The 12,035-nt window shown below is 63.3% G+C and carries 14 protein-coding genes; 3 read left to right on the top strand and 11 right to left on the bottom strand.

The window, feature by feature from the left end; translation table 11 throughout:
• Position 1: 1 nt before the first annotated feature.
• Together RA302_RS08405 and RA302_RS08400 are read right to left on the bottom strand one after the other, a co-directional pair.
• Complete coding sequence (locus RA302_RS08405; protein ID WP_003941869.1) at positions 2-253, bottom strand: HTH domain-containing protein; 252 nt, start codon at positions 251-253, stop codon at positions 2-4.
• 54 nt (positions 254-307) lie between these two features.
• Complete coding sequence (locus tag RA302_RS08400; protein WP_003941959.1) at positions 308-1,045, bottom strand: 1-acyl-sn-glycerol-3-phosphate acyltransferase; 738 nt, start codon at positions 1,043-1,045, stop codon at positions 308-310.
• Positions 1,046-1,167: 122 nt separating this feature from the next.
• Here RA302_RS08400 and RA302_RS08395 point away from each other — a divergent pair, with 122 nt between their 5' ends.
• The gene (locus tag RA302_RS08395; RefSeq protein WP_020968948.1) at positions 1,168-1,791 is read left to right on the top strand and encodes a GNAT family N-acetyltransferase; all 624 of its coding nucleotides are present in this window, start codon (positions 1,168-1,170) and stop codon (positions 1,789-1,791) included.
• Here RA302_RS08395 and RA302_RS08390 read toward each other — a convergent pair.
• Entirely contained in the window at positions 1,689-2,792 is a 1,104-nt protein-coding gene (locus RA302_RS08390; RefSeq protein WP_019744346.1) for a PLP-dependent cysteine synthase family protein, read from the bottom strand. The two genes, RA302_RS08395 and RA302_RS08390, sit on opposite strands and share 103 nt — an antisense overlap.
• The gene (locus RA302_RS08385; RefSeq protein WP_338481163.1) at positions 2,789-3,073 is read right to left on the bottom strand and encodes a DUF4229 domain-containing protein; all 285 of its coding nucleotides are present in this window, start codon (positions 3,071-3,073) and stop codon (positions 2,789-2,791) included. The genes RA302_RS08390 and RA302_RS08385 overlap by 4 nt, the downstream gene beginning before the upstream one ends.
• A 393-nt stretch (positions 3,074-3,466) precedes the next feature.
• Here RA302_RS08385 and RA302_RS08380 point away from each other — a divergent pair, with 393 nt between their 5' ends.
• The gene (locus tag RA302_RS08380) at positions 3,467-3,679 is read left to right on the top strand and encodes a BldC family transcriptional regulator (protein WP_003942029.1); all 213 of its coding nucleotides are present in this window, start codon (positions 3,467-3,469) and stop codon (positions 3,677-3,679) included.
• 164 nt (positions 3,680-3,843) lie between these two features.
• Positions 3,844-4,050: a hypothetical protein gene (locus RA302_RS08375; protein ID WP_060939066.1), complete on the top strand. Its 207-nt coding sequence runs from the start codon at positions 3,844-3,846 to the stop codon at positions 4,048-4,050.
• A gap of 25 nt (positions 4,051-4,075) precedes the next feature.
• On the opposite strand, the gene RA302_RS08370 is transcribed toward RA302_RS08375, so the two are convergent.
• From RA302_RS08370 to hemL, 7 genes are all read right to left on the bottom strand, one after another.
• Positions 4,076-5,746 (bottom strand): AAA family ATPase, encoded by a 1,671-nt coding sequence (locus RA302_RS08370; RefSeq protein WP_338480153.1) that lies wholly within the window; start codon positions 5,744-5,746, stop codon positions 4,076-4,078.
• Between the two features lie 142 nt (positions 5,747-5,888).
• The gene (gene ccsB / locus RA302_RS08365) at positions 5,889-6,851 is read right to left on the bottom strand and encodes a c-type cytochrome biogenesis protein CcsB (RefSeq protein ID WP_019744351.1); all 963 of its coding nucleotides are present in this window, start codon (positions 6,849-6,851) and stop codon (positions 5,889-5,891) included.
• Positions 6,848-8,512 (bottom strand): cytochrome c biogenesis protein ResB, encoded by a 1,665-nt coding sequence (locus RA302_RS08360; RefSeq protein WP_021333939.1) that lies wholly within the window; start codon positions 8,510-8,512, stop codon positions 6,848-6,850. Before RA302_RS08360 ends, ccsB begins: the two co-directional genes overlap by 4 nt.
• Entirely contained in the window at positions 8,509-9,357 is an 849-nt protein-coding gene (locus RA302_RS08355; protein WP_003941906.1) for a cytochrome c biogenesis CcdA family protein, read from the bottom strand. The genes RA302_RS08360 and RA302_RS08355 overlap by 4 nt, the downstream gene beginning before the upstream one ends.
• 2 nt (positions 9,358-9,359) lie before the next feature.
• Complete coding sequence (locus RA302_RS08350; RefSeq protein ID WP_003942071.1) at positions 9,360-9,965, bottom strand: TlpA disulfide reductase family protein; 606 nt, start codon at positions 9,963-9,965, stop codon at positions 9,360-9,362.
• Positions 9,962-10,621: a histidine phosphatase family protein gene (locus RA302_RS08345; RefSeq protein WP_003941868.1), complete on the bottom strand. Its 660-nt coding sequence runs from the start codon at positions 10,619-10,621 to the stop codon at positions 9,962-9,964. Before RA302_RS08345 ends, RA302_RS08350 begins: the two co-directional genes overlap by 4 nt.
• 67 nt (positions 10,622-10,688) lie before the next feature.
• Positions 10,689-12,014 carry a glutamate-1-semialdehyde 2,1-aminomutase gene (gene hemL / locus RA302_RS08340; protein ID WP_069146229.1) on the bottom strand — a complete coding sequence of 442 codons (1,326 nt, stop codon included), beginning with the start codon at positions 12,012-12,014 and terminating at the stop codon, positions 10,689-10,691.
• Positions 12,015-12,035: the final 21 nt, after the last annotated feature.

Raw genomic sequence — 12,035 nt, 5'->3', positions numbered from 1 at the left:
ATTACCTGCCCTTCTCGCGCAGTGAACGCAGCATCGATTCCGACTGCGCGGACGCGTATTTCTTGTGGACGGCTTGACGGCTGACCTCGAGAGCTTCCGCGATCGCCTGCCAGGACCATCCGTGACGGCGCGCGTTGGCGACCTGAATGGCCTCGAGTTTTTCGAGTAGACGACGCAGCGCTCGAACAGCACGCAATCCCTCGGTGGGATCCGGACTACCGGCGGCAGCAGCGAGAGAGGTTGCTTCGGTCATGATGTCAATTTAGGTTGACAACCGGAATCTGTCAACCAAAATTGACAGGCACGCCTAGTATCCGGCGACGGCTCCGTTCACTGCCACCTGCAAGTCAGCCTGCACAGTTCGGGCGATATCCATCGGCTTGTCCGGAAGTTCGGTCACCGGCATTCCGACAAAGACACTCGCAGCCTTCACGTCGCCGGCCACCGGACCGTAATTGATGCCGATCGACACCAGGGCCGGTGAGCATCCCAACTTCTCGGCGCGCGCGACGATGTGGCCGATTCCGCTGTTGACGTGCTGCAGCCGCGTCGGATCTTCGGTGTTGCACGTCCCTTCCGGGAAAATCGCCAGACAGTCCCCGTTGCCCAGCCGCTCGGCCGCGACGTCCATCATCACTCGGCCGGCATCCGAAACTGCACGGAGGCCGTAGTTCTTGCTGCGAAAAACCGGGATGCTGCCCATCATGTCGACCTTCTTGCGCTGTGAAGGATCAACGAAGAGTTCGTCTTTGGCGAGGACCCGGGTCCGTCCGATCACTCGACGCAACGGAGTACGCCACGCGGTCGCGGCGAGCGTGAACTGGTCGCTCTCGGTCAGATGATTGACTGCCACGACCAACTGCGTCTTACGTTCCAGCAGAGTCTTCAGCGCGGCTTCCGCACCCGGCGCGTACCTCACTCGCGGGCGGTACTTCAGCGCCAATGCGGCATAAGCGAGCTTCGCCACAAATCGGTTCTGCTGATGACTGCGGTAGTACTCGTACACAGCCTCGTAATTGTCGAGTGAAACTTCAGGATTGCCCATGATCCGCCCTCGCTGGAGAAGTGCCCCTTGACCAAACGATACACAACCTACGGTTGCGTAGGTTTGGGTTACAGAAGGCGTAGCGCTGGGAGAAACTCCACTCTCGAGGTAAAACGGTTTCTGTGATCCGCTCGGCCATATCCACCGACCTACCCGCACTGCAACAGATCGAGATCGCCGCGGGCGAACCGTTCCGAGACATCGGGATGGACGCCATCGCAGACGATCCACCGCCGACGCTCGACGAGTTGAACGATTTTCTCGCAGCCGAGCACATCTGGGTTCAGACCGACGCAAACGACGTACCCGTTGCGTACGCGCTCGTCGAGATCGTGGACGGCGGTGCACATATCGAACAGGTCTCCGTTCACCCCGATCATGCCCGCAAAGGCCTCGGAGCTCAGCTGATCGACGCCGTCACCGAATGGGCGGCGGACCACCACCACGATCTCGTGACTCTGACGACGTTCGTCGACGTTCCGTGGAACGCGCCGTACTACGAGCGACTCGGGTTCGTGCGTCTGGCCGAGAACACGCTCTCTCCCGGCCTGATACGCATCAGAACGGACGAGCAGTCGTCCGGGCTGGACGCCTGGCCGCGGGTGACGATGAGCCGCCCGTCACACGGTCCGGCGCCGGCGATTCAGGAACTGGCCGTCCACGCACCCGAACGGACGAACTCGTCCAACACTGCCGTCGGACCGAGCAGGTCGATCCCTTCCGACGCCACCCATTCGTCGTTGTAGTACGTGCCCGAGTAACGCTCTCCGCCGTCGCACAGCAGCGTGACGACGCTGCCGCTGCGCCCGGCTGCCATCATCTCGGCAATCAACGCAAAAGCTCCCCACAGGTTCGTCCCCGTCGAGCCACCTACTTTGCGCCCCAGGGCTGTGCTGGCGTGCCGGGCGGCTGCGATCGAGCCTGCGTCCGGCACCTTGATCATTCGGTCGACCACCTGACCGACAAACGACGGTTCGACGCGCGGACGGCCGATGCCCTCGATCCGGGAACCCCGTGTACCGACGATCGACGGATCGCTCGCTCGCCACGCGTCGAAGAACACGGAGTGCTCCGGATCTACCACGCACAGCCCCGTGTCGAATTTCCGATAGCGAAGAAAGCGGCCGATCGTGGCGCCGGTTCCGCCCGTCCCGGCTCCGACGACCACCCAGTCGGGAATCGGATGTTCCTCGTGCTCGAGCTGAGTGAAGATCGATTCGGCGATGTTGTTGTTTCCACGCCAGTCCGTCGCGCGCTCGGCGTGGGTGAACTGGTCCATGTAGTGACCGTTCAACTCACTCGCGAGCCGATGCGATTCCGAGTAGATCGAGGACGGATCGCTCACGAAATGACAACGTCCGCCCTGCGCCTCGATCAGTGCGATCTTGGCGGGACTCGTGCTCGCGGGCATCACCGCGACAAAATCCAGGCCGAGCAACTTCGCGAAATACGCCTCGCTGACAGCCGTCGAACCGGACGACGCTTCGATGACGGTGGTCTCTTCGGTAACCCAGCCGTTGCAGATCGCGTAGAGGAAAAGCGACCGTGCGAGTCGATGCTTGAGACTCCCCGTGATGTGGGTCGACTCGTCCTTCAGATAGAGCTGGACGGTCCAGTTACTCGGCAGCGGATAGCGCAGTAAGTGAGTGTCCGCGCTGCGTTGCGCGTCGGCTTCGATCAGCCGCACCGCGTTGTCGACCCACTGGCGCGAGGTCCGACGGTCGACGTCGAGCGACTCCGTGGTCACCGCCCGTCTCCGCGCAGCTTGGAGCGAAGATCGTCACGATCGGACCGACGCTGGGCGTCGACCGCCGCGATGCCCGCATTGACACGCTTGCGCAGTTTCGCGAAGAGCAGCAGCGACAGCGGCAGCGCGATCAGAACTGCGAACAGTGCCGCGACGATCAGGGGAACGTCGGTGCCGACGAGCTTTCCGCCACCGATGATGACGGCACCGATCACGACGACAAGCAGCAGCCGAGCGACCGAGTACAGCACCACGTCGCGGGCTAGTTGACCCTTGGTCACCGGCCCGGCAGCCGACTTTGCTTGCCCAGAGTTTGCGGAGGGTTTACTGGCCTTGACCGGCTCAGAAGGAACATTTTCGGGGTTTTCAGACAACTGACTCACCCTCTCAGGTTACCCATTCCGAATACGGGTGGGACTGAGCCCGCTATATCCATTTTGTCCTTTACTTAAACATTACTTTATCTTGAAAGATCGACTACCCGGCTATATCTGTGCAAACATTGCGCTACCACTCAGAAAACGGTCGAATGTGAGCGAAGGACTTCGAAACAAACTCGACGCAGGTTTTTGGCAACTGGTCGACACAACGGTTCGGAACCAAAGTTCGGAATCACTGCTCGGTTCGGAATCACTGTTCGTCAAACGTTCGACATCAACATGGAGGACCTCACAATGAGCGCACCAACCTTCAATACCGCCGCAGACGCACTCATGACGCCCGGACAGGTAGCGGCATTGTTTCATGTCGATCCCAAGACCGTGACCCGCTGGGCACACGCAGGACGACTGGGCTCGCTTCGCACACCAGGAGGACATCGTCGATTCCGTGAGACCGAGGTCATGCAGCTTCTGCGCTCGCTGACCACCGAAGCGGACAACAACTGAGCAACTTCAGCTCACGTCGAAGTACTTGTAGTACCCGACAGATCTTGCAGTACCCGACAGATACAGCACTAGCGCACTGAGCCGAAACGCTTGTCCGCACCACTTCTGGTGAAGCGGGCCGGAGACTGAGTAGGCTCGACTTCAGTTCCCTGAGGAGGTGCGCCGTGTTGTATCTGTTGGCGTTGGTGGGTTTGGTGACATTGATCGTTCTGATGTGGAAGGCGTTCGGGCCCGATCCGTCGACGCGTGCTCCGGTGAGCGGCGTACGTGGGCCGGACGACGATCCCGAATTCCTGTGGAATGTGAACCAGCAAACACGACGCAAGCGCACGGAAGGGCCGGACGTACCGCCGACTGACACGTCGACGTAGCGTCCGGGCTCACCCGGCTATCCGATTACCGCCCCGGCAACGCGAACGGGGAGGCCGGAAAGTCCTGCGCAACCACCGCAGCCAACTCCAGCACCGCTTCCCGAGTACCTGGACGCAGCCGGTCCAGATCGATTTCGGCGCCCTCTTCCAAATGCGGATCGAACGGAATCAGTCTCACCGCTCGACAGCGCTGCTCGAAATGCTCGACGACCCGGGGCAGATCAACCTTGCCCGAGCGAGGCCGTACCGCGTTGATGACGGCTACGGACGTGGCGACCAGCCTGCTGTAACCGTGAGCGTCGAGCCAATCAAGTGTCGCGGAGGCGCTACGTGCACCGTCGACGGATCCGGAACTGACCACGATCAACGAATCTGCACCTTCGAGAATGGCCTGCATCGCCGAGTGCATCAATCCGGTGCCGCAGTCGGTCAGAACTATGCTGTAGAACTTCTCGAGCATGTCGACCGTGCGCGTGTAGTCCCCGCCGCTGAAGGCCTCTGAAACTGCTGGATCGCTGTCGGATGCAAGCACTTCGAGACGGTGGCGATTCTGCGATGTGTAGCCACGGACGTCGCTGTACTTCTCGATGCTGTTCTCGTCGCGCAGCAGGTTTCGCACTGTTGCCGGAGTCTCGAGCGGGATCTTCTGGCTCAGCGTTCCCCGGTCGGGGTTTGCATCGACAGCGACGACGCGATCGCCGCGGATCGAGCCGAACATCGACCCCAGTGTCGCAGTGGTCGTGGTTTTTCCGACGCCACCTTTGAGACTGAGCACCGCAACCTTGTAGCAGCCCTGCAGCGGCTGGTTGATCTGGCGCGTCAACTCGACGAGGTGCTGCTCCTTTGCACCGTTTCCGAGGTTCACCGATCGGCCGGACAACGTGTACAGCGCCTTGCGCCAGCCACCCACCGGGGCAGGCCGGACAGGCCGCTTGACGAGGAGCGCAGCCGAGAGATCTTGCGCAGTCATCGGGAGAGCCGACTCGAAGCGACTGTCCGGAGCCGAGTTGAATCCGGTCTGCGGCATCGGAGCGCGAGTAGGTGGCGCTGTCGGCGGGGCCATCGGCATGGCCAACCCATTCGGCACGGCCTGACCGTTCTGCACCGGCGCAGCGCCGGGGTGCCCGAACTGCCGAATCACGGGATTGGGCGGATGCACGCCGGGCGCAAAAGGCGCCTGCGGGTGCTGGAGCGGTCTCGCGGATCCATGCGCGGTCGGACTGGGCTGCGAATTCTGGACAGGCAGCGGATTCTGGACAGGCAGCGGATTCTGGACAGGCTGCGAATTCTGGGCAGGCTGCGGAGCGCCAGTTCGCGAATCCGGAACCGACCCAGCACGATTCGTAGGTTCGTAGGTCTGCATCGGCATCGCGGGCGAGGTCGAGAACTGGCCGTTGATCGGGCCGGGCTGTGCTGCCGGATACTGGATGACCGGCGTCTTGGGACCTGGTACCGGCGCCGCCGGAGTCGCTGGGGTCGTCGTCGGCGGCGGAGCGGCAGGTGCACTGGGCGCCTGGCCGGCGACTTGCTGGAGCGGGCCGGAGTCGACCGGGGCCACGAAGAGACTGCGAACATCACTGGGAACCGAGTCGGATGACGGCTCGGGCGCGGATGTGCGCAGCTCGCGCCGCGTCGGCTCGGCAGGACGCACCGGCTCCCACAATCCTGCTCCGGCGTCTTCGATCTTGTCGGCCATCTCGCAGTTCCCCCTCGTCGATCCCGCAGCTACCAGACAGCTAGTAATTCACCAAGCTGCATCGTAGCTGGCGCCGCCCCTGACTTACCCACCGGTAATACCTACAGACCGGTCGGCAGCCACCCACGGTACCTCGAGAGGATCAGTTGAGTCCCGCGTAGGAGTGCAAGCCGGACACGACCATGTTGATGATGAAGAGATTGAACAGCATCGCAACGAATCCGGCGATGTTGATCCAGGCAGCCTTCGTCTCCCGCCAACCAGACGTTGCCCTCGCGTGCAGGTAGGCCGCGTAGATCACCCAGGCGATGAAGGACATCGTCTCTTTGGGGTCCCAACCCCAGAAGCGTCCCCATGCAGCTTCCGCCCAGATCGCACCGAGGATCACACCTGCGCCGAACAGCGGAAATGCGATGATCGTGCTCTTGTATGCCAAGCGGTCGAGCGTCTGGGCGTCCGGCAGTCGCTCCGCGATCCGGCCGCCGATGCTCGTGCCTTCGTCACCGGGCGGGAACTTCAGTCGCAACAGGAACAGGAGGCTGGCGATACCGCCGATCATGAAGATGCCGGAGCCGACGCTGACGATCGTCACGTGAATCGGCAGCCAGTACGAGCGCAGCGCCGGAACCACGGGAGCCGCGTCGGCGTAGAGAACCGTGCCGGCGAGGAACATCAAGATCAGAACCGGTACCAGCAGGAAGACCCACATCGGACGGTACGCCGGCTTGATCAGCAGGACGTGCCCGACCAGCAACGACGCCGCACACGCCATCGCCACGAATTCGTACATGTTGCCGAGTGGGAATCGTTCCGTCGCAAATCCGCGGAGCACGATCGACGCGATGATCAGTACCGTTCCGACAACCAAGACAGCTCGGCCCATTCCGCCGAATCGCTCCGAGAGCGACTTGGTCGGAGTCTCCGCGACCCTGCCAGGCACGGACGCGTCGACTCCACCGGCAGAGACCAGTTCCTTGTCCTGAACCGCCTTGGCTCTGGCCGACGCGTACTGCACGATGAGCAGCACAAACGCCAGCACGAGCACGGTGAAGGCGGACTTGAAGGCCCAGTCGCTGTACTGCGCGAGTGTCTCGTTGGTTGTCATCGGGCGTTCTCCTGCGCGTGCGGTTGGTTCACCGCGGTGGTCGGATTGCTTTTCAGCAAGCGGTCGGCGAGGCGGTCGAACTCGTCGCCCCAGCCTGCGTGGTCGGTGCGGGCAAGCCCACCAAGTTCTACTACAGTACGTCGTTCGTCATCTGGATAGATACGTGCCCAGACGCGGCGACGCTTGATCACGAGCGAGACGAGTAGCCCCGCCATCATCGTCAACGCTGAAACCAGTACCCACACCTGAGCGGGATCGTGGGAGACCTGCAGGTTGACGAAGTCGACGGCACCATCGAATCGCACCTGAGTTCCGTCGGCAAGCGTCGCGCTCTCACCCGGGAACAGATTGACTCGATCCTGCTTGACCAGCCGGCCCTGATTGATCAGTTCGGTGTTGAGTTCGAACAGCGATTGCGGATTACCGGTATCGAGTCCGGTATCACCCTTGTAGATGTCGATGGCGACTGCCGGATCGTTCATCGCCGGGTAACTCGACGACAGCAGGTTGCCGTGGAACAGCGCGGTGGGCGCGAACAATCCTTCGATGGCAATCTGATTCTTCCGACGCTCGTCCGTATCGGGATACATGCCGCCCGGCGGGTCGAAACGCATTGCGCCACTACTCAGGAACGTCGTGGCGTCGTCCGGACGCCACTGGAGCGTCTCGGTGCGGGTCTCACCGTTCGGGAACGTGACGGTGAATGTCGGCGCGTATCCGTGTCCCTGCAGGTACACACGATCGCCGGCGATCCGCAGCGGGTGGTTCACCTGGATGGTCGTGTCCCGCCAGGTATCGGACTCGAGGTCGTCGCCTGCCTGGTACGAGATGTCCGAGGTGAACATCTCTGCCTGACCGGTCTCGAGGTAGTCGGCCTGGAAATTCTTCACACGGACACACAGCGGAGTCATGCCGGTGCCGTCGAGGCTCAGGCCCGCGACGAACGAGTCGAACACTGCCGGCGAAGTCGTGCAGAATCCGGGACCGTCGTTGGCGATGACGATGCGATTGCCCTCGTAGCCGAACAACTTGCCCGCGGCAATCGCGATCAACAATCCGACCAGGGACAGGTGGAACACGAGGTTGCCGAATTCGCGGAGGTATCCCTTCTCCGCCGAGATGGTGATCTCGCCTTCGCGTCGTGATTTCGTATCGCCGCGACGCGTTTCGACGCGCCACCCACGCAGTTCTTTCGACACCCGGGCAGCAAGTTCGTCGGGAGTCTCGCCGTCGACGACGCTCTTGGTGTGGTGCGGCAGGCGAGCAAGATTGCGCGGCGCATTCACCGGACGGGTGCGCAGCGCCTTCGCGTGCTCCACGCAACGCGGCAGGATGCAGCCGACCAGCGAGATGAAGAGCAAAGCGTAGATCGCGGTGAACCAGAAGCTGCTGAACACGTCGAACAGTTCGAGGCGGTCCATCCACGGACCGAGCGTCGGACGCGCGGCGATGTAGTCGGCGACCTTGCCCTCGTTGAGGGTTCGCTGTGGCAGCAGGGCACCGGGGATCGCAGCGAGTGCGAGGAGGAACAGCAGAACCAGTGCGGTCCGCATCGAGGTGAGCCCGCGCCAGGTGTTGCGCCCGAGTGCAACGACTCGACCGATCACCGACTGCTTCGGCAGCACGGGTGTCGGGTTGTCGTTATTGTCGTCAGCTGTCATATCGGCAGCGTCACCTCCGAGATAAATGCGTCGCGAACCCAGCCGACGAACTGGTCCCACGCGCCTGTGACGAGGGCGATTCCCACTGCCACCAACATGATTCCGCCGAAAATTTGAATGGTGCGTGCATTACGACGCAACCAGCCGACGCCGGTCAGCGCACGCGCCGATCCCAGCGCCAAGATGATGAACGGCAGGCCGAGTCCGATGCAGTACGCGACGATCAAGGTGACACCGCGCGCGGCGGTCATCCCGTCGGTTCCCGCGGCTACGGACATCACGCCTGCCAATGTCGGCCCGAGGCATGGCGTCCACCCCAGCGCGAACACTCCCCCGAGCAGCGGCGCCCCCACCAGCGACGACACACGACGCGGTTCGAAACGGACGTCTTTCTGCAGCGCCGGGATGAGTCCGATGAACACCAGGCCCATCGCGATCGTGACCACACCGCCCACGCGCATCAGGACCTCGCGGTTGACGAGCAGAGTCGAGATCACGCCGAACACCGACGCGGTCGCGAGAACGAAGACGACGGTGAAGCCGGCGACGAACAGTCCGGCCGCACCGGCGACCCTCAGGCGGCTGCTCCGGGTGATCGTCCGGGTCCTCGCCTCGTCGGCGGTGATCGCGGGGGCGTCGGCGCCGACGACGCCGGCCAGGTAGGACAGGTAGCCGGGGACGAGCGGCACGACGCACGGTGAAGCGAACGACACCAGACCGGCGAGCACACAGGCGCCGAGGGCCAGCAGAAGCGGACCGGACGACGCCGCGTTCTGAAACGCTTCGCCCACACCGGCACTCAGTGTGTCGCTGCCTGCCAGCAGCGTGGTGGTCGTGGTTGTCATCTTTACTGCGCGTCTTCCTGAGCTACTCGCTGGACGACGGGCAGCAAATCCTCGGCGAGAAGTTCTTGGAGGAACACCGCGGCAACGCGATGCTGGCGGTCCAGGACGATCGTCGTCGGAATGACCGACGTGGGGTAGCCGTCACCGAGGGCGATCAGCGAACGCATCGACGGGTCGTAGATCGACGGGTACGAGACCTTGTTGTCGACCACGAAGTCTTGCGCTTTGTTCTTGGTGTCGTCGCGGACGTTGATGCCGAGGAACTGCACGCCCGAATCCTTGGTCTGCTCGTAGACCTGTTCCAGGTCGTCGGCTTCGGCGCGGCACGGCCCGCACCACTGACCCCAGACGTTGAGGACGACGACCTTGCCCTCGAAGTCGTCGACGCCGACCTTCTGACCTTCGTTCATCAGATCGGGCCCGGAGAGCTTGCCGATGGTGCCTCGGTCGGACGGTGGATCGTAGAAGATCTTGGTCTGCCCGCCCGGTGAGACGAAGTCGAAAGTTCCGCCCTGTGCGACGGCGTCGTCGCCGGTCGCGCAGGACGAGAGAAGAAGCATCGCCGACGCAGCGGCTGCGAATGCTGCGGCGATGCGGCGCGAAATCATGCTCCTGTCACTCTCGGGTCGGAGGCACCGGCAGGTTCGGAGTAGACGATGTCGACCAGGGTGTCGCCTTCGTAGACCAGTGAGGTCAACGAGGCCAGTCCACACTGACGGTGACGGGGATCGTGCCAGAGACGCTCGCCCTGCAGGAATCGACGCAGTGTCCAGACCGGAAGCTGATGGCTGACGACGACGGCTTCGTGTCCGACTGCCGCGACGCGTGCGGCGTTGACGGCTGCGAGCATGCGATGAGCGATCTGCAGGTAGGGCTCGCCCCAGGACGGGGTGAACGGGTCACGCAATTTCCACCAGTGACGCGGACGTGAGAGCGCACCGTCCCCGACGGCAACCTTGAGACCCTCGAACTCGTTGCCTGCCTCGATGAGGTTTTCGTCGGTGACGATGTCGAGCTTGTGTGCCTCGGCGATCGGCGTCGCGGTCTCTTGTGCGCGCTGCAGCGGCGACGCGACCACGTGGGTGATGTCGTGATCGGCGAGCACCGACGCGACCGCACGAGCCTGGGCTTCGCCCGCCACCGACAACCGGAAGCCCGGGAGCCGTCCGTAGAGGATCCCGCGCGGGTTGTGAACTTCGCCGTGGCGAAGGACGTGGACGATGGTGCGGGTGGACGTGTGGTCGGGGTGATCGGCGTCGGTCACAGTCGAGGGTCCTCGCTGAAGAAGATGGATGTCGGAAGCGTGCGGTTGTTGCTCGAGCTTGAACGTGTCAGGGCTTGACGGCAGCAGCTGCGGCCTTGGCGGCGTGCGGCATGGCGTCGGCGATGATCGAGAATGCTCGATCGTCGAGTGCAGCGGAGACGAACCACGCTTCGAACGCGCTCGGCGGCGGGTACACGCCGCGGGAGAGCAACGCGTGGAAGAAGGCGGGGAATCGCCAGGTCTGCGCGGCTTTGGCTTCGTCGTAGTTGGTCACCGTGTTCTCGGTGAAGAACACGCTCACCAAGGTTCCGGCGTACTGCACACGGTGTTCGACGCCTTCGGCGGTGAGGGCTTGGGTCATGAGGTCGCCGAGGGCGGTCGCGTTCCGGCCGAGCTTGACGTACACCTCGGCGTCGGCGGCGCGCAGACTCGCGAGTCCGGCGGCGACGGCCACGGGGTTACCCGAGAGGGTGCCGGCCTGGTACACGGGACCGTCCGGCGCGAGGTGACCCATGATGTCGGCGCGGCCGCCGAATGCTGCGGCAGGCAGGCCGCCGCTCATGACCTTGCCGAAGGTGTAGAGGTCGCCGGCGACGTTGTCGATGCCGTACCAACCCGAGGCGCTGACGCGGAATCCCGTCATCACCTCGTCCATGATCAGGAGTGCGCCGTGCTCACGGGTGAGACGACGCAGACCCTCGTTGAAACCGGGAAGCGGTGCGACGGCGCCCATGTTTCCGGCGGCAGCTTCGGTGATGACGCACGCGATGGCGCCGGGGTTAGCGGCGAACGCCGCGGCGACTGCATCGAGATCGTTGTAGCGGACGACGATGGTGTCTTCGGCTTGAGCGCCGGTCACGCCGGGTGAGGTCGGCAGCCCGAACGTCGCGAGGCCCGATCCGGCGTCGGCGAGAAGGGCGTCGACGTGGCCGTGGTAGCAACCGGAGAACTTGATGATCTTGGTGCGTCCGGTGAATCCGCGGGCGAGGCGGACTGCGCTCATCGTGGCTTCGGTTCCGGAGTTGACCAGGCGAACCTTTTCCACGGGCGCGACGCGGGCGACGATTTCCTCGGCGAGGGCAACTTCGCCTTCGGTCGGCGCACCGAAGGAGAGACCGCCGAGCGCTGCTTCACGAACGGCTTCGACGACTGCCGGGTGAGCGTGCCCGAGAATCATCGGACCCCAGGACGACACCAGGTCGACGTAATTGTTCCCGTCGACGTCGGTGAGGGTGTAGCCGGATGCTTCGCGAATGAATCGCGGTGTTCCACCGACCGAACCGAACGCGCGGACGGGCGAGTTGACGCCACCCGGAATCACGTTGCCGGCACGTTCGAAGAGCCGAGCGGAGTTCGTTGCATGCACGTCGGGATCACCGGAAGACACAGTCACGGCTTCCAGTGTCCCAGTTCT

Source organism: Rhodococcus sp. DN22 (assembly GCF_036669995.1).
In the GTDB taxonomy this organism is placed as follows: Bacteria; Actinomycetota; Actinomycetes; order Mycobacteriales; family Mycobacteriaceae; genus Rhodococcus_F; species Rhodococcus_F erythropolis.
Note: the sequence above shows the minus strand (reverse complement) of the source record. Positions and strands in the feature narration are given on the sequence as shown.

Excerpts from the sequence above, each read along its gene's own strand:
- RA302_RS08350 (WP_003942071.1), bottom strand. The coding sequence starts at position 9,965 with ATGATTTCGCGCCGCATCGCCGCAGCATTCGCAGCCGCTGCGTCGGCG.
- RA302_RS08405 (WP_003941869.1), bottom strand. The coding sequence starts at position 253 with ATGACCGAAGCAACCTCTCTCGCTGCTGCCGCCGGTAGTCCGGATCCC.
- RA302_RS08400 (WP_003941959.1), bottom strand. The coding sequence starts at position 1,045 with ATGGGCAATCCTGAAGTTTCACTCGACAATTACGAGGCTGTGTACGAG.
- RA302_RS08370 (WP_338480153.1), bottom strand. The coding sequence starts at position 5,746 with ATGGCCGACAAGATCGAAGACGCCGGAGCAGGATTGTGGGAGCCGGTG.
- RA302_RS08380 (WP_003942029.1), top strand. The coding sequence starts at position 3,467 with ATGAGCGCACCAACCTTCAATACCGCCGCAGACGCACTCATGACGCCC.
- RA302_RS08360 (WP_021333939.1), bottom strand. The coding sequence starts at position 8,512 with ATGACAGCTGACGACAATAACGACAACCCGACACCCGTGCTGCCGAAG.
- ccsB (WP_019744351.1), bottom strand. The coding sequence starts at position 6,851 with ATGACAACCAACGAGACACTCGCGCAGTACAGCGACTGGGCCTTCAAG.
- RA302_RS08355 (WP_003941906.1), bottom strand. The coding sequence starts at position 9,357 with ATGACAACCACGACCACCACGCTGCTGGCAGGCAGCGACACACTGAGT.